The sequence below is a fragment of the Anoxybacillus suryakundensis genome, assembly GCF_001418025.1.
GTDB lineage: Bacteria > Bacillota > Bacilli > Bacillales > Anoxybacillaceae > Anoxybacillus > Anoxybacillus tengchongensis.
Map to the genome: position 1 here is coordinate 131,223 of NZ_LIOK01000004.1, position 15,851 is coordinate 147,073.

The 15,851-nt window shown below is 41.5% G+C and carries 16 protein-coding genes and 1 riboswitch; all 16 genes read right to left on the minus strand.

What is annotated here, in order from left to right; genetic code table 11:
• Positions 1–5: 5 nt before the first annotated feature.
• The 16 genes from ASC42_RS04185 to ASC42_RS04270 all read right to left on the minus strand — a co-directional run bounded on the left by ASC42_RS04185 (position 6) and on the right by ASC42_RS04270 (position 15,832).
• Positions 6–1,448 carry an adenosylcobinamide amidohydrolase gene (locus tag ASC42_RS04185; RefSeq protein ID WP_082435685.1) on the minus strand — a complete coding sequence of 481 codons (1,443 nt, stop codon included), beginning with the start codon at positions 1,446–1,448 and terminating at the stop codon, positions 6–8.
• 2 nt (positions 1,449–1,450) lie between these two features.
• Positions 1,451–2,491: a FecCD family ABC transporter permease gene (locus ASC42_RS04190; RefSeq protein WP_055440686.1), complete on the minus strand. Its 1,041-nt coding sequence runs from the start codon at positions 2,489–2,491 to the stop codon at positions 1,451–1,453.
• On the minus strand, positions 2,457–3,413 hold the full coding sequence (locus tag ASC42_RS04195) for an ABC transporter substrate-binding protein (protein ID WP_055440687.1): 957 nt from the start codon (positions 3,411–3,413) through the stop codon (positions 2,457–2,459). Before ASC42_RS04195 ends, ASC42_RS04190 begins: the two co-directional genes overlap by 35 nt.
• 116 nt (positions 3,414–3,529) lie before the next feature.
• Positions 3,530–3,721: riboswitch (cobalamin riboswitch) on the minus strand.
• Between the two features lie 67 nt (positions 3,722–3,788).
• Positions 3,789–5,552 carry an ATP-binding protein gene (locus tag ASC42_RS04200; protein WP_055440688.1) on the minus strand — a complete coding sequence of 588 codons (1,764 nt, stop codon included), beginning with the start codon at positions 5,550–5,552 and terminating at the stop codon, positions 3,789–3,791.
• The gene (locus ASC42_RS04205; RefSeq protein WP_055440689.1) at positions 5,549–6,265 is read right to left on the minus strand and encodes a response regulator transcription factor; all 717 of its coding nucleotides are present in this window, start codon (positions 6,263–6,265) and stop codon (positions 5,549–5,551) included. Before ASC42_RS04205 ends, ASC42_RS04200 begins: the two co-directional genes overlap by 4 nt.
• Positions 6,266–6,353: 88 nt before the next feature.
• Positions 6,354–7,529 carry a c-type cytochrome biogenesis protein CcsB gene (gene ccsB, locus ASC42_RS04210; RefSeq protein WP_055440690.1) on the minus strand — a complete coding sequence of 392 codons (1,176 nt, stop codon included), beginning with the start codon at positions 7,527–7,529 and terminating at the stop codon, positions 6,354–6,356.
• Positions 7,530–7,540: 11 nt separating this feature from the next.
• Positions 7,541–9,157: a cytochrome c biogenesis protein ResB gene (gene resB / locus ASC42_RS04215; protein WP_055440691.1), complete on the minus strand. Its 1,617-nt coding sequence runs from the start codon at positions 9,155–9,157 to the stop codon at positions 7,541–7,543.
• A 12-nt stretch (positions 9,158–9,169) separates the two neighbouring features.
• Positions 9,170–9,691 carry a thiol-disulfide oxidoreductase ResA gene (gene resA / locus ASC42_RS04220; RefSeq protein ID WP_055440692.1) on the minus strand — a complete coding sequence of 174 codons (522 nt, stop codon included), beginning with the start codon at positions 9,689–9,691 and terminating at the stop codon, positions 9,170–9,172.
• 93 nt (positions 9,692–9,784) lie between these two features.
• Positions 9,785–10,522 carry a 23S rRNA pseudouridine(2605) synthase RluB gene (gene rluB, locus ASC42_RS04225; RefSeq protein ID WP_055440693.1) on the minus strand — a complete coding sequence of 246 codons (738 nt, stop codon included), beginning with the start codon at positions 10,520–10,522 and terminating at the stop codon, positions 9,785–9,787.
• Between the two features lie 571 nt (positions 10,523–11,093).
• Positions 11,094–11,627, minus strand: coding sequence for a spore maturation protein (locus ASC42_RS04235; protein ID WP_055440694.1), 534 nt, complete (start codon positions 11,625–11,627; stop codon positions 11,094–11,096).
• The gene (locus ASC42_RS04240; RefSeq protein ID WP_055440695.1) at positions 11,627–12,220 is read right to left on the minus strand and encodes a nucleoside recognition domain-containing protein; all 594 of its coding nucleotides are present in this window, start codon (positions 12,218–12,220) and stop codon (positions 11,627–11,629) included. Before ASC42_RS04240 ends, ASC42_RS04235 begins: the two co-directional genes overlap by 1 nt.
• Complete coding sequence (locus tag ASC42_RS04245; protein ID WP_055440696.1) at positions 12,213–13,325, minus strand: D-alanyl-D-alanine carboxypeptidase family protein; 1,113 nt, start codon at positions 13,323–13,325, stop codon at positions 12,213–12,215. The genes ASC42_RS04240 and ASC42_RS04245 overlap by 8 nt, the downstream gene beginning before the upstream one ends.
• 70 nt (positions 13,326–13,395) lie before the next feature.
• A complete protein-coding gene (locus tag ASC42_RS04250) occupies positions 13,396–14,172 on the minus strand; it encodes a superoxide dismutase (RefSeq protein ID WP_055440697.1) in 777 nt (258 codons plus the stop codon).
• A 59-nt stretch (positions 14,173–14,231) separates the two neighbouring features.
• Positions 14,232–14,720 carry a YpuI family protein gene (locus ASC42_RS04255; protein WP_032099942.1) on the minus strand — a complete coding sequence of 163 codons (489 nt, stop codon included), beginning with the start codon at positions 14,718–14,720 and terminating at the stop codon, positions 14,232–14,234.
• Between the two features lie 11 nt (positions 14,721–14,731).
• The gene (locus ASC42_RS04260; protein ID WP_055440698.1) at positions 14,732–15,151 is read right to left on the minus strand and encodes a hypothetical protein; all 420 of its coding nucleotides are present in this window, start codon (positions 15,149–15,151) and stop codon (positions 14,732–14,734) included.
• 399 nt (positions 15,152–15,550) lie between these two features.
• Entirely contained in the window at positions 15,551–15,832 is a 282-nt protein-coding gene (locus ASC42_RS04270) for a hypothetical protein (RefSeq protein WP_167338092.1), read from the minus strand.
• Between the last annotated feature and the right edge of the window lie 19 nt (positions 15,833–15,851).

The following is a 15,851-nucleotide window of genomic DNA, read 5'->3' on the forward strand; positions in this document are numbered from 1 at the left end:
GATTCTCACCTCTTTCGTTCATTATAGCGATCGATTGCCATTTGTGTAGCTTCATAGACGAAACGAGCAAGCTGTTTGCCGATCAGTGTAATCGTTCCTGCATATTCATAATATGTACCTTGTTGTGATGCAGCAATGGCAGTACAATCTGTTGATGTGCCTGTTGCGATTGTATTTGTTTGTGTATCAACGACTTGTTTATCGTACAGAGCCTTTGTTTTTGCTTCTGTTACAGTCATTAACGCTTGCACAAACGCTGCTTCTGATAAATGGGCATCAATAAAAACAAACGTATTAATTGTTCCAGGAGAAGCGATCACATCCGTTCGACGCCACGCATTCGCACTATCAACGGCATTTCCCACCCCAGCAGTTACCGCAACAAAAAGGCGAACGGGTTCATAAGCGGATGTAAACACAACATCTCTTACATCAACCGCTGTCATCATCCCAACGGTCCATTGCTCATCAAAACCTTGTTGTCGCAAAAATTCAATCATCTCTTGTGCAGCATCGTCACAACGGTAGTCCAGTGAAACATGGCGATTCACAAAAGTCGTTGCCCAACGCGTGCCACCGCCAACGATGGCCGAAGAAAGCACTTTAAACGGTTTTATCGTTTCAATGACAACCATCGTTTCATGTTGTGTGACGTGCCATGGCACATCGTCAATCGGTTGTTCTAAAAACGGAACGAACGTTACAAGCGGTTTCGGTAATACAGGATGTTCATGTCGTTTCATACATGTATCAAATACGCTCTCAATCATGGACTCGTTCAACAACTCTCTCGGTGTTCCACACGCAACTGCCTTTCCATCTCGCAAAAAAAGAAGACGATCGCAATATAGCGATGCGATATTTATATCATGAAAAATAGCAACAACCGTAAGCTTCGATTGCTTTAATAAATTTAACAACTTGAACTGTTGCGCCACATCCATATGGTTCGTTGGTTCATCTAGTAATAATACGCGCGGTTGTTGTGCTAACGCACGTGCAAGCGCCGCTCGTTGACGTTCTCCGCCGCTTAATTGCTCTAGGAAAACATGTTGTTTATGCGCTAATGTCACACAACGAAGTGCTTCATCAACAACTTGATCATCTTCCTCCGTCCATTTAGGAAAAAGAGTAGATTGGTAAGGATAGCGACCAAGCTCAACCATTTCTTTGACTGTATATCCAAACGAAACGTCTATATGTTGAGGCAACGCAGCAATGAGTTTAGCATATTGTTTCGGTTTATACGTTTCAATATGTCGTCCGCAAACAACAATACTTCCTCGTTGTAACTGCAGTTCTCGACTTAACAGTTTCATTAACGTTGTTTTTCCGCTTCCGTTCGGCCCTAAAATACCAAAAAACTCCCCTTCATGAACGGTAAATGAAATATGGTGTAATACTTGCTTTTCCCCATATTGATACGAAACGTCTTTCACATCAATCATGTTCATCCCGTCTTCCGTTTTAAACTTTTAAATAACAACATCGCAAATAACGGTGCTCCAATCAACGATGTAATGACTCCGATCGGCAATTCCCGCGGTGCAACAATCGTTCGCGCCACGACATCTGCTAATACTAAAAACGCGCCACCATATAAAAAGGAAAGCGGCAACAATTTTCGATGATTCGCCCCACAAATCAAACGAGTCATATGCGGAATGACCAGTCCGACAAAGCCGATCGTTCCCGATACAGCTACCGCTGCGCCTGTAAGTAGTGAGGCGCTAAGTAAAATGAATAACTTTTTTTGTAATACATGTACACCAATGTTTGCGGCTGCCCGCTCTCCAAATGAAAAGGCGTTTAACTCGCGAATATGTATAAATAAGCCGAGACAGCCGATGATAAAAAACGGTACAAATAAAGAAACATATGGCCAGCCGCGCATCGCGACACTTCCCATTAACCAACTGATAACTTGACGCAATTCCTCACCGCTAAAGGCAACCATAAGTGAAATAACAGAGCCGAAAAACGCATTCATGATAATACCGATTAAAACAATTGTTTCAATTCCCATATTGCGTTCAGCAAGCCGAGCAAATAACAAAACAAACAATAACGTCACGAGCGCAAACATAATGCTCACAATCGGTAACGTAAAACGACCGAGAAACGACAAATGAAGCTGAAAAAAGAAAACGATGACCGCTCCAACAGCTGCACCAGATGATACACCGATCGTATACGGATCAGCTAAAACGTTTTTCAAAAGACCTTGAAACGCTACCCCTGCAAGTGCTAGTGCGGCGCCAACTAAAAAAGCGAGCACAACTCGTGGTAAGCGAATAGAAACAATAATTTGCGAAATGGCCGCGGGAACATTTGTAGATGTATGAAACGTATGATGCAACAACGTTTCCCATATAGAAGAAAAGGGAATCGATTGTGATCCAATCGATATCCCTAATAATAATGCAACGATCGCAACGATTGATGCAGTAATGTAATTATTTAAAAATGTCTGGATAAACGACTTTGGCAATTTCTTCGACCCCTTCAACTAAACGTGGCCCTGGACGAGAAACTAAATCAGAATTGACATCGTATACTCGTTTATTTTTAATCGCAGGAACTTCTTTCCATGCCGGACGAGCGAGCACTTGCTCGACAGCGTTTGGCGTATAATAGCCATACGTCGTAATAATGACATCTGGATTTAATGCCACCGCATCTTCTTCAGTAAACATCGGCCATCCTTCTTGATCACCTGCTGCGTTTTTCGCGTGAATGATCGTTAACATTTCATCCATAAATGTTCCTTTTCCTGCTGTATAAATTTCTGGTGCAGGAGAAACTTCGACCCAAACTGTCGCTTCCTCTTTTACTTCTTTCGCTTTTTCAGCAATCGTATCAATTTTTTGTTTCATTTGCTGCACAACATCCGCTGCTTCTTTCGCTTTCCCTGTCGCTTTCCCGATGAGCTCAATGGACGCATATACGTCGTTGAACGACGTCGCATTTGGCACGACAATGACCGTAATGCCTGCATCTTTTAACTGCTTTAACCCTTCTTCAGCATTGTGGGCACTAGATGCATGCGCAAGCACAACGTCTGGTTGAAGCGAAATAATTTTTTCTACATTAAATTCCATGCCACCAATTTTTTCTTTGTTTTTCACATCTTCTGGATAATTATCAAAATCGCTGACACCGACAATTTTGTCACCAAGCCCTAACGCGTATGCAATTTCTGTATTGCTCGGAATGAGTGAAACGATTTTTGTCGGTTCTTTTTCAATCGTGACATCACCAACCGCATCTTTGACGGTCACTGGAAAAGCAACTTCCTCTGTTTTCGTCTCTTGTTTTGTTTCTTTCGCTGGCTCTGCGTTACTGTTGCACGCTGCTAATCCGAGCGTCAACACGAGTGCCAAAAGCCACATGTACTGTTTCCATTTTTTCATGATTTTACCCCCTTTTATGTATAAAAATAAAAAGCTCACTCCAAATGGAATGAGCTGGAAACAACAAAAGATAATAACTCCTCTTGTCGTTTCGCTATCTCACTCCCCGAAGACGCGAATGACGATGCAAAAAGGCAGGTCTACTGACTTATGCGTCATCCTACTTTGAAGCCTTCCCATACGAATCGTACAGTGGCATATTTCATTTCGTCAGCACTTACAGTTGCGGGGACAGTTCTGGACTTGCACCAGATTCCCTATTAAGTCTACTAGGTCGCCCGTTCGACACCTTTTTGCAACGGATGTATGTAATTATCGAACAATTTTTACGTTTCTATCATAACGAAAAATATGATGAATAGCAACAAATTTTTTCTATTTTAATGGCAATGCAAATGTAAATGTCGTTCCTTCTCCGAGTTTGCTATGAACAGTAATTGTTCCTTTATGCGCTTCGACGATGTTTTTCGCAATCGCAAGACCTAATCCCGTGCCTGAGCGACCGCGCGTACGTGCTTTATCCGCTTTATAAAAACGCTCAAATACAAACGGTAAATCTTCTTCTGGAATACCTGTACCAGAATCTTGTACGGAAATGCGTACTACTTCTTCATCCGCAGCGACAATGACACGCACTTCCCCACCATCGTCTGTATGACGAAGAGCGTTATCAATTAAATTCGTCATCACTTGTTCAATGCGATCGGGATCAAACGAAACAACGAGTTCATCGTTCATGTCAACAAGCAAACGAACCCCTTTTTCTTTCGCCAGCCCTTGAAATTTATGAATGATACGTTCAATATACGGTCGAAGGGACACTTGCTCGTGATGAAGCGTTAAATGGCCAGCTTCCATGCGCGCTAAATCAAGCAAATCATTGACGAGGCGTCCCATGCGCAACGACTCATCATAAATGACTTTTGCTAATTCTTTTTTCTCTTCATCTGTCGCTGCAATATCATCGACAATTGCTTCGCTATATCCTTGTAACATCGCAATCGGCGTGCGCAATTCATGAGAGACATTGGCGATAAAATCTTTGCGCAACTTATCTAATCGTCGTTCTTCCGTCATATCGCGAAGCACCGCAACCGCTCCGCGAATGACCTTGCCGTTGTATAACGGCGTTATGACAATAACCCAATTGCGACCTTGTAACGCCATTTCTATCGCTTGTTCCTTCTCTTCCGTTACCGCCGTCTTAAACAACTCATTCACTTGTGGAGGAAGTGGCGATAAATCGTCGCGCTGCCCTTGTTCGTAATACCACGCTTGTAAAAATCTATCAGCAGGCGGATTTGTAATGAGCACTTCGCCATTTCGATTGAGCGTGATAACACCATCTGCCATGCTACTTAAAATGCTTGCTAATTGCTCTTTTTCTTGGTTTAACGCATTAATATGAAATTGCAGTTGCCGACCCATTTGATTAAATGCCATCGCAAGTTCCCCGATTTCGTCATGGGTGACGATCGGCACTTTAGAATCAAATTTTCCACGTGCGATTTCAAATGCCACTTGCCTCATTTTTCGAAGCGGTGCTGTAATGCGTGTAGACAAGAAAAATGCGAACACCGTCGTTAGTACAATCGCAATAAATGCCGCAAGAAAAATAAATTTCGTCGTTTGTTTTGTCGTTTCTTCTACTGCTTTTAACGATTGATACACGAAAACAGCACCGTTTCCATTAGATGTTTGAAGCGGGACGCCGACAATAAATAGCTCGTTATATTCATTGTTTCGCATCGTTTGATTTGGCGTCAGTGTTCGTTTTACCACTTTTTCCCCATTAAAAACACGCGATAACTGCCTATCTTGCTGAATAAACGAGAGCGGCAAATCAGCAAGCTTTTCATTCGGTGAGTACCAATAATGACGATCATCAACAATGATCATGAGCTTCGAGACGTCATCAACCATCGTCCAGGCAATGGAACGTGCAAATTGTTCATCATGTTCCGCCACGACACGAGCCACTTTTACTGCTTGTTGGGTTAATTGATCTCCTGTCTTTTCTAAATAATATTTTTCAAAAAAACCAAGTAACAAAACTGTTAAAATAAAAAGGACGAAAGCAACGAGCAACAAAATGGTCAGCCATAGTTTGCCAACTACACTACGCCATAATGCCATCATTCATTCACGACCTCAAATTTGTACCCGACACCCCAAACGGTGACAATCATTTTAGCCGCAGCAGGCGACACTTTATTTAGTTTTTCGCGCAATCGTTTGACATGCGTATCGACTGTGCGTAAGTCGCCAAAAAACTCGTAATGCCATACTTCTTTTAACAACTGTTCACGATCAAACACTTTATCTGGCGATTTCGCTAAAAAGTGAAGCAACTCGTATTCTTTCGGAGTTAAGCTTACTTCATGTCCATCCGCTGTGACACGATGAGCATCATGATCAATTGTTAAATGTGGGAAAACAAGCACATCTCGCGCAGTCGTATCCGTCGGTACATACGGAGAGTTTGCGGTACGACGAAGCAATGCTTTAACACGAAGCACCACTTCACGTGGGCTGAACGGTTTTACAATATAATCGTCCGTTCCTGCTTCAAATCCTTGCACGCGGTTTGCTTCTTCTCCTTTTGCTGTTAACATAATGACAGGCGTTGCTTTTTTCTCCCGTAGCTGTTTACATACTTCAATGCCATCTTTTCCTGGTAACATAAGATCCAGTAAAATTAAATCATAATCATTTTCAAGCGCTAACGCTAGCGCATCTTCGCCGTTTTCTGCCTCATCAATGACATATTGCTCACGTTCTAAATACATGCGGAGCAAGCGACGAATTCGTTCTTCATCATCAACAACTAAAATTTTAATTTCCTTCTCCATGATGTCATACCTCCTCATTCACTATTGTACAAAACCGGTAAACTTTTTTCTACTTTTCATAAAAAAACGCCTTCATTACGAAGACGTTTTAAGATCCAGCATATGAGTGTAAACCGGCAATAACTAAGTTCACTGCTACTAAGTTAAACATAATAATCGCAAATCCGATGACCGCAAGCCATGCCGAACGCTCTCCATGCCATCCTTTCGATAAACGCAAATGTAAAAACGCAGCATAAAACAACCATGTAATAAGCGCCCATACTTCTTTCGGGTCCCAGCCCCAAAAACGTGTCCATGCAATTTGCGCCCAAATCATCGCAAAAATAAGAGCACCGAGCGTAAATACTGGAAATCCGATGGCTACAGAACGATATCCGATCTCATCAACCAAGTCTAAATTAACGTTTTTCACAAGCGGCTGTAGCGCGGCTGCGATGCGCTTCCGTAAAACGAGGCGAAGCAAACCGTATAGGCCAAGACCTGCAAATAAAGACCAAATTACCGTATTTAATTTGCGCGCGTTAATGATCGCTGGCATGTCAATAAGCGGTGTCATGCGTCCTTCTGTTTTTAACACACCTTCGTGCGGTCCAACAAGTGCTGGCATATGATATACCATTTCATCTTGCTTACCGTTTTTATCGATCCATTCAAACGTTGCTTCGTAGCCAGCGACACGAAACGACGTTGTCACGATAACGAAACCAAGCGTACTAATTAAGAAAAACAACACGAACTCGAGCCAAAACGTGCGCTTACTCGGTTTCGATTGATCGACAACGCGAATTAAATAAATTAATCCTGCTGCAAAACTAATCGCTAAAATCGCTTCTCCAGCTGCCGCTGTCGTCACATGAATATGCAACCAATCACTTTGTAACGCTGGAATAAGCGGGGAAATTTCCCGTGGAAACATGCTCGCATAAGCAATCACTAAAATAGCAATCGGTAAAGTGAATAAGCCAAGTAAACTTGTTTTATAAATAAAATAAATGACGATAAACGCTCCAACAAGCATCATGCCGAAAAATGTCGTAAACTCAAATAAATTGCTGACAGGTGCATGCCCAGCGGCAATCCATCGCGTAATAAAATAACCGAGTTGTGCAATAAATCCAATGATCGTGACAACAATCCCAATCGTTGCCCAACGATCTACCCCGTCTTTCTTTTTGACGCGAATTGCACCGCCAAAGAAAAGTGTCGCAATTAAATAAAGAACAAATGCTATATATAGTAATGTACTGCTTAGTTGAACCACAATGTTCCCCCCTATGACCGCTTGTCTGCTTGATCAATCGGCATAACAAACGGCGTATCGTTAAATATTCCTTCAAGCTCTTTTTTCAATCCAAACCAGTTTTTATTCGTATGTGCGGCAATAAGCACTTCTTCATCAATCCGGCGAATCCATAAGCGGCGGTGATTCCAATACATCCCTTGAATAAGACCGATCATAAAAATCGCGCCGCCAACCCCTAAAATCCAAAGTGTAAAATCGCGTCGCACCGTTAATGCCGATACGTTTCGTGTTTCAATACCGGCAAACGACATCTTATATTTATTGTCACCAAGCGGTTCAATCGTTTGACGAATGGCGGTGAAACTCACTTCCCCTTTTGGACGATCAGGGGCAAACATTTTAAATACAAACGCTGGATTGTTTGGCACTTTCGAGCGCGTATTCGGATTTCCATTTTCATCAAAGTAAAAATCTGGAAAATAGCTTAATAGTTGTACTTTATAGCCGTTACCGAGGTCATACTCTTTTTCAGGTTGAATTAAGTCAATGGTAATCGTGCCAAATGATTTGTTTGTTTGTTTATCTGTCAAATGAAATGACATATTTTTCAATTCATCTAACTTGAAGTCTACTTGATATAATGCATAATGATCGTGTTTTAACGGTTCGTTGACACGAATCGAAAAACTTTTTATTTTTTTGAGCTTCGGCTCTTCGCCAGCAACGACGGGACCAACACGTTCGTATAATACAACGTCCGTTTGATAGTTTTTCGCCATCATTCCGCTACCGACACGGTCAATCGCTGGTTGAAACGCTTCCTTCTCTTTTTCTTTCTCATATACTTCAAAAATAAACTTTTTATTTTCTAAAAAATATTTTCCTTTTGTTCCTGGAATTTCTTTTATTTCCCCTTCGCGAATCCACATGTTTTCATCCACATACATTCCGGGAACGAATCGAAGCATCGCACCGATTAAAAAAATGATGAGACCAATGTGATTGACATACGGTCCCCAACGCGAAAAACGTCCTTTTTCCGCTAAAATGTTCCCATTTTCTTCACGAATACGATAGCCGCGCTTCGTTAACTTGTCCACGACATGTCGCAACGCCGTTTCATAATCTGTTGCTTGCGCGCGGCTAAATAGCCGTTGCCGCTGTAAAAATTGTTCATTGCGCGTCACCCGCTGATTATTTAACGCTCGGTATAGCGGAACGACACGGTCTAAGCTACAAATAACGAGCGATACACCGATCAGTGCAATAAGCAACATATACCACCATGAACTATACAAGTCATGAAAACCAAGTGTATAGTACCATTTTCCCAACCAGCCGTACTGTTGTTCATAATATTCGGCCGGTGATACAGTTGGCGGAATGTACATTTGTTGCGGATAAATCGTACCGATAGCTGAAGCAATTAATGTAATAACAATTAACCAAACCCCTACTTTGACAGACGAAAAAAAGTTCCAAATTTTATCAATAATCGTTTTGTTGTACGTTTGTGAACGTCGCGCGCTCCCTTCATAGCGCATATCTACTAATGTTGGCACCTCTTCAAGCGGTTTGCCACACGCCTCACAAAGTACCGTTCCGATCGGATTGACGTGTCCGCATTCACATTTTACGTGTTCCATATTGAAAACCCCTTACGGCTTAATTGTTTCCATATATTTTCTTACATCTTCTTCTGTCATTGTTCCTGTAATCATATCTACAATTTTTCCATCTTTATTAATTAAAAATGTCGTTGGCAACGGACCGATATGATACGCGTTCATCACTTGATCTTGTTGATCGATGACAACTGGAAATGAAAGCTGGAAACGGTTAACGAACGTTTGTACAGCGACTTTCGCTTCTCCTACGTTCACAGCGATCACTTCTACTCCTTCATTTTTATATAGATTGTATTGGTTATTGATGTATGGCATTTCTTTTTCACACGGCTTACACCAAGTTCCCCAAAAATTTAAAAATACACCTTTTCCACGGTAATCAGATAGTTGAATTTTGTTTCCATTTAGATCGGTAAGGACGAAATCTGGTGCCGAATCGCCAATTTGAATTGCTTTTTTCTCGACAAATACGTTTGAATAAATGGTATAGCCAATAGCTGCAAGCATAATAGCTAAAATGACCGTCCGAAGCCAAAATCGCTTTTCTTTCATCGCCAACTCTCCTATAAACCGTTTTCATCAATCCCATTATACAAGTTACCACTATACAAATAATGAAAATTATTTGAACAAACTGTGACAAAATTATGATGGATAAGGCGAACCAGCCGACGCCAACGCACGTAATTGCTTCACTTCATGTGGCGACAGCTCGCGGTAGTCTCCGGGATTGAGCCCCTTTAAATCTAAAAAAGCGTAACGTTCTCGTTTTAGCTTTAACACAGGGTGACCGATCGCTTCAAACATGCGGCGCACTTGGCGATTTCGTCCTTCATGAATACGCAGTTCAACAATGGCTGTTTGTTTTCGTTTATCAATAGATAACACTTTCGCTTTCGCTGGCGCCGTCATACCGTCTTCTAACATTATACCTTTTTCCAACTGTTTTATTTTTTCACGCGCTGGAATACCTTTTACTTTTGCGATGTACACTTTTTCAATTTCATAACGCGGATGCATTAATACATTTGCAAACTCCCCATCATTTGTTAACAACAACAATCCTGACGTATCGTAATCTAGCCTTCCAATTGGATAAATGCGTTTGTTTACATGTTTAAAAAAGTCAGTCACTACTTTTCTTCCCTTTTCATCTTTTACGCTCGAAATGACGCCCCGTGGCTTGTACAACAAATAATATACGGGCTCTTCACGCTCAAGCGGAATACCATCTACTTCAATGCGATCTTGTGGGCTTACTTTCACCCCAAGTTCGGTCACCACTTTTCCATTCACTTTTACTTTTCCTTCGACGATCAATTGCTCTGCTTTTCTTCGCGATGCCACGCCTGCATGAGCAATCACTTTTTGTAGTCGTTCCATTTCATTCACCTCACTATATAGTTTTACCACATTCGGTACAGGAGTTCAAAAATAAGAAAGGAGAAAATCGCATAGAACGCGACTTTCTCCTAGCAACGCTTGTATGAAGGAAAAGAAACAATAACAAAAGAAATGAGCAGTAACCAAACGATTTTCACTTGAAAAAACATATATAAAAAGAATAATAAAACAAGACCAACCAAATAGAAAGCAATAGCCTTCCTTCTCATCGAACCCACTGTTTTATTTACAAACATGTAATGTAGCCATGAAATAAACAGATGAAACATATATAAAATCAAAAATATAGCTGTAAAAACAACAATACTTCCCGGACTACTCATCTCGTTAGAAAAAAGAGGGTGTTCAATCATCAGAAGTACCAAGCTATATACAAAACTTAAAATAAAGGATAAAACAGTAATATTTAGAATCAATCTCTTGTTTTCAGTCATTCCCCACACTCACACCAATCTAAACATTGTATTTTATTATTCAAACCAGTCGATCCCGTATACTCTGATCATGTTACCAATATATCTGTCATAGGGCAACAAGCATATCGACCGCTTTATTTTCCAAACATCCATAACACAATAAAAAATGATACGATAAAGCTAACGAGATCGGCAAGCAAGCCGACTTTTAGAGCATCGCCCATTTTGCGAATGCCGACCGCACCGAAGTAAACAGTGAGCACGTATAACGTCGTTTCTGTACTTCCTTGAATCGTAGAGGCTAATCGTCCGATAAACGAATCGGGTCCGTATGTTGCGATTAAGTCGGTGACCATGCCGAGCGATGCAGTTCCTGAAATCGGACGGATGATCGCAAGCGGGACGACTTCTGGCGGCAAGCCGAGCGGGACGATAAACGGCTTCATATATGAAATAAAAAAATCAAGGGCACCGGAAGAGCGAAAAACGGAGACAGCTACAAGCATGCCAACTAAATACGGAATAAGGGAAAAGGCGATTTGAATCCCTTCTTTCCCCCCTTCAACAAACGCTTCATACGTTGGCACACGCTTGTACGTTCCGTGCAACAAAATGCAAGCGATGACCATCGGAATAAGCCAAAGCGACAAAAATTGAATGACGTACATTACATCCCTCCTTTTTTCCGCCTCCGTATGTAAAATGCGCGGTCAATCATCATTGCTGATATTGTCGCAATAAGGGAAGCGACAAACGTCGCCCCGATAATTTCTCCTGGTGAGGCAGAGTGATATGTCATGCGAATGGAAATGACGGTCGCAGGAATAAGTGTAATGCTTGCAGTATTGAGAGCGACAAACGTAATCATCGAACGGCTCGGCTCGTCTATTTGACCGTTTAATTGCTTTAATTGCTCCATCGCTTTAATGCCAAGAGGTGTCGCAGCATTTCCTAGCCCGAACATATTTGCAATCATATTAGATAATATATATCCGAGTGCAGGATGATCAGGCGGCACTTCTGGGAAAATTTTTTTCGCAATCGGGCGGAACAAATGGGCAAAAAACGAAAGCAGCCCAGATTGCTCAGCAATTTTCATTAAACCGAGCCAAAAAACGAGCACGCTAATTAGCCCGATGCTAATCGTTACCGCTTCTTTCGCCCCTTGAAACATCGCCTCATTGACGTCTTTCATCGTTCCGTTTATCGCAGCAAACGTAAGCCCGATGAGTAAAAGCGCAACCCAAATGAGATTAACCATCTCGCCCCACCCCCAACAGCCAGTCAAAAAAAGAACGTGTTTTCTTTTGTTGCCTATAAAAAATCGGTGTTTCATCAACTTTTTCGTTTCCGATATATAGTTCCGCTCTACCAACAACAGAGGGGACGCCTGTCTCTTTCCACTGTTTTTGTGGGCGAAGCAATTTTCGCTCTAAACGAAGCAACGCTTCTTCTTTTTTTGTGACCGGATATATAAAATCACGTGCAACAAACAAATGATGGTCATAGAAAGGATCGTTCACATCTTTCACAATTGTATCTGCTTTAATCTTTACAAGTTCATAATGCGCAAATCCGTGCTCATACATCACAATGTGATCGTTCCAATCATCGCCTGCGTCAATCGTCACTGCAATGAGGTCAAGCCCATCTTTTGAAGCGGTTGTCACTAATGTGCGCTTCGCGCGCTTCGTATACCCTGTTTTTCCACCTGTACAATATTCATACAAATGCGTCAACAGCTTATTTTTATTGCGCCAAACACGATCCCAATCTTCTGTCGGATTTGGCGCACGATACAATTTTGTTCCCGATACTTCGCGAAATTGCTCGTTTTGCATCGCATATCGCATCAATAACGCCATATCATACGCAGTAGAGTAATGATTTTCCGCATCATCTAACCCATGTGGATTGGCAAACTCCGTATTCGTCATACCGATTTTTGCTGCTTTTTCATTCATTAAAAAAACGAAGCCTTCAACGCTACCACCAACATGCTCAGCAATCGCTACCGCCGCATCGTTTCCAGAACGAAGCATAAGCCCATACACTAAATGTTTTAATGCAATTTTTTCACCTGACTTTAAATAAATTGAAGATCCTTCCGCACGAACTGCCCGTTCACTTACCGTCACAAGTTCTTCCCATTTTCCCGATTCGATCGCTAAAATGGCAGTCATAATTTTTGTAATGCTCGCAATACGTCGCTTCGTATGCGCATCTTTTTCAAATAGCACCCGTCCTGTCTTTTGTTCCATTAAAATCGCACTTTTGGCACTAACCGACATCGCCTTCGCTTCATTCGGAAGTAGCGAACAAAAAAAACAAAACGCGATCATCCATATGAACCATTGCCGTCGCATAACACACTCATCCCTTTGTCCGTTTTGTACAAGTGTATGCGCTAGTCAACGATGTATGACAAAAAGACCGCTACATAGCACGGTCTTTCGCTTTTACAAATCGTCGCTCGACATCGTCCCAATTCACGACGTTCCACCATTGTTGAACGTACGTCGCACGATCGTTTTTATATTGCAAATAATACGCATGCTCCCATACATCTAATACAAGGAGTGGAATAGTCGTCCATTGTGTACCACATTGATGTTTTTCCGTCTGTAAAATTTCTAACCGTCCTGCAAATGGTGACCAAACGAGAAGTGCCCATCCATTTCCTTCTACTTGTTTTGCCGCTTCTGTAAAATGTCGTTGAAACGCTTCAAAGTTGCCAAAATCGCGCTCGATTTGTTGAAGTAGCATCCCCGTTGGACTCCCACCGCCACGCGGTTTCATATTGTTCCAAAAAATTGTATGCAAATAATGTCCGGATCCATGAAATGCAGCTTGACCTTCCCAATGTTTTAATAGCGCATAGTCATTTTTTTCACGCGCTTGTTGCATCATTCGCTCCGCGCGGTTTAACCCGTCGACGTAGCTTTGATGATGTTTTTCATGATGCAAACGCATAATCTCTTCCGCAATATATGGCTCTAATGCATTGTACGCATACGGCAGCTTAGGTAGCGTATGTCCTCCAATCGGCACGCGCTTACGCTGTAATTGTTCATATATGTTTGTCACTTGCCCATGAATGCGTACGACATCTCCACGTTCAAGCTCTAACATTAATTGCTCAACCGCCTCTTCGTCGACAAACGGCTTTATGCGCTCAAGCCACATTTGCACGTTATGAATATATTCGTTCATCTTCACACCTCCTTCGGCATCATATGCAGTAAAAAAAGAAGCTGACACACGCAGCTTCTTTATTGCGATTGAATCATTTTTGTTCGGTAGTCTGTTTCGTAAAACTCGAGCTCTTCCCGCATCGTTTGAAAATCAGCTTCAATCGCATGAAGCAATTGTTGTAACGATTGAGGCGCAGGTTGTCGCAATTTAATCGAATGTCTCCCTGTGTACGCCGAGCGGCTATCTTCGTACCATAAATCGCGCTTTGGTGTAAAAAACTCCGCGACACATGAGTGATAAATTTTATATAGTGCCTGTTCTGCAGCAGCTTTCCGAAACGGTTCTTCTTGAAGGACGATGCGACATGCGTCAATCCCTTCTTCGCCATATACGGCTAAACGGCGCAAATCTGCAAGCACCCCTTCATAATAATGGCGGTCGCCCGCACATTCTGCTTGCATTTGTTCAATCGTCGTTTCGTTCAAATAACGAGTAATTTGTGCTACAATGCCACTTAGCAACTGCTCAACTTGCTTTGTTTGGTTAAAAACAACAGTGTTACCCATAGTATCCTCCTTTACGGTTGCGCGATGAATAAAAGCGATGATTTCACATCGTACGCTTGTTGTTTCGCAAGCGATTCAAATACTTCTGGCAATTTGGCAAAGTCGATCGATGAAAAATAGCGACGAAGCTCTTCTTCCTCACTTATATATACACGTTTTCTCATCCGAAGCGATGGATCGACAAGCAAACAGACGAGCGCGACAACATCTTTAAAATATACGTCTTTCCCACCTGCTTGAAATACCGGGTCTTTTTCATACGGCGTCCATTGTGAAAAACGCTCATCGAAATATCGAACATATAACACACGCAACGTCCGCTCCGTTCCATCATCATCAACAAACGTCACTTCCGAACGGTTAAAAAAATCTTCCGACGTATTCGGCTGTGCTTTTTGTAATTCGTACCCATGACAAGAAATAATTTTCACAAACGATACACCCCTTTTTCAACAACGAAGCTACATTTATTTTACCATAAATTAAGAATCGTGCGAAAAATTTTATCATTTCTATAACAAAGAAAAAACAGGCGCACAAAGGCACCTGCTTACTTTCCAGGCAAAATACCGATTTCGTATAAAAAGATCGCTATACATAACGCACCGATCAGGCTTGGGAGCCATATTTTCATTTTTATCTTTTTCTTAGAAAAGCCGTAGCGTTTTTCTATTTTATGCAAAAAAACAAATCCAAAGACAACGATAAAAATTCTAATGGCACTTTGTACAATTGTTATATCCACATACGTTTCGATAAAGTAATCTATCATTCTTCCAAAGATGAGAGCGAAAATAAGAAAAATGAAAAAGCTAAAGCTCATTGACAATTCACCTTTTTAATAGTTTATGCTTTAGTGAGAGTCGCTTCGTATAATCTAAAACAGAATTTGAATGATCGATAGTAATTTTTTGTTTGTAATACTCATTCCCACTATAGTCAATAACACTAATAACGACAAAATCTAATTTACGCAAGCAATCAATCTCTTTAAAGAAGTCTAAATATACTTTATACGCATACGGAAACTGTATTAAGCTATATTTATGATGTTGGAAAAATACAGCGATAATCAAGTCTTTTGTTATTTCAAGCTCGTACTCTTCATTCAATATAATTACAGCATATGGT

What these genes read in the sequence shown, in the direction of transcription:
- ASC42_RS04185 (WP_082435685.1), bottom strand. Translation starts at nt 1,448, where the DNA reads ATGATTGATGTGAAAGACGTTTCGTATCAATATGGGGAAAAGCAAGTA.
- ASC42_RS04195 (WP_055440687.1), bottom strand. Translation starts at nt 3,413, where the DNA reads ATGAAAAAATGGAAACAGTACATGTGGCTTTTGGCACTCGTGTTGACG.
- ASC42_RS04200 (WP_055440688.1), bottom strand. Translation starts at nt 5,552, where the DNA reads ATGATGGCATTATGGCGTAGTGTAGTTGGCAAACTATGGCTGACCATT.
- ASC42_RS04205 (WP_055440689.1), bottom strand. Translation starts at nt 6,265, where the DNA reads ATGGAGAAGGAAATTAAAATTTTAGTTGTTGATGATGAAGAACGAATT.
- resB (WP_055440691.1), bottom strand. Translation starts at nt 9,157, where the DNA reads ATGGAACACGTAAAATGTGAATGCGGACACGTCAATCCGATCGGAACG.
- resA (WP_055440692.1), bottom strand. Translation starts at nt 9,691, where the DNA reads ATGAAAGAAAAGCGATTTTGGCTTCGGACGGTCATTTTAGCTATTATG.
- rluB (WP_055440693.1), bottom strand. Translation starts at nt 10,522, where the DNA reads ATGGAACGACTACAAAAAGTGATTGCTCATGCAGGCGTGGCATCGCGA.
- ASC42_RS04235 (WP_055440694.1), bottom strand. Translation starts at nt 11,627, where the DNA reads ATGTACGTCATTCAATTTTTGTCGCTTTGGCTTATTCCGATGGTCATC.
- ASC42_RS04240 (WP_055440695.1), bottom strand. Translation starts at nt 12,220, where the DNA reads ATGGTTAATCTCATTTGGGTTGCGCTTTTACTCATCGGGCTTACGTTT.
- ASC42_RS04245 (WP_055440696.1), bottom strand. Translation starts at nt 13,325, where the DNA reads ATGCGACGGCAATGGTTCATATGGATGATCGCGTTTTGTTTTTTTTGT.
- ASC42_RS04250 (WP_055440697.1), bottom strand. Translation starts at nt 14,172, where the DNA reads ATGAACGAATATATTCATAACGTGCAAATGTGGCTTGAGCGCATAAAG.
- ASC42_RS04255 (WP_032099942.1), bottom strand. Translation starts at nt 14,720, where the DNA reads ATGGGTAACACTGTTGTTTTTAACCAAACAAAGCAAGTTGAGCAGTTG.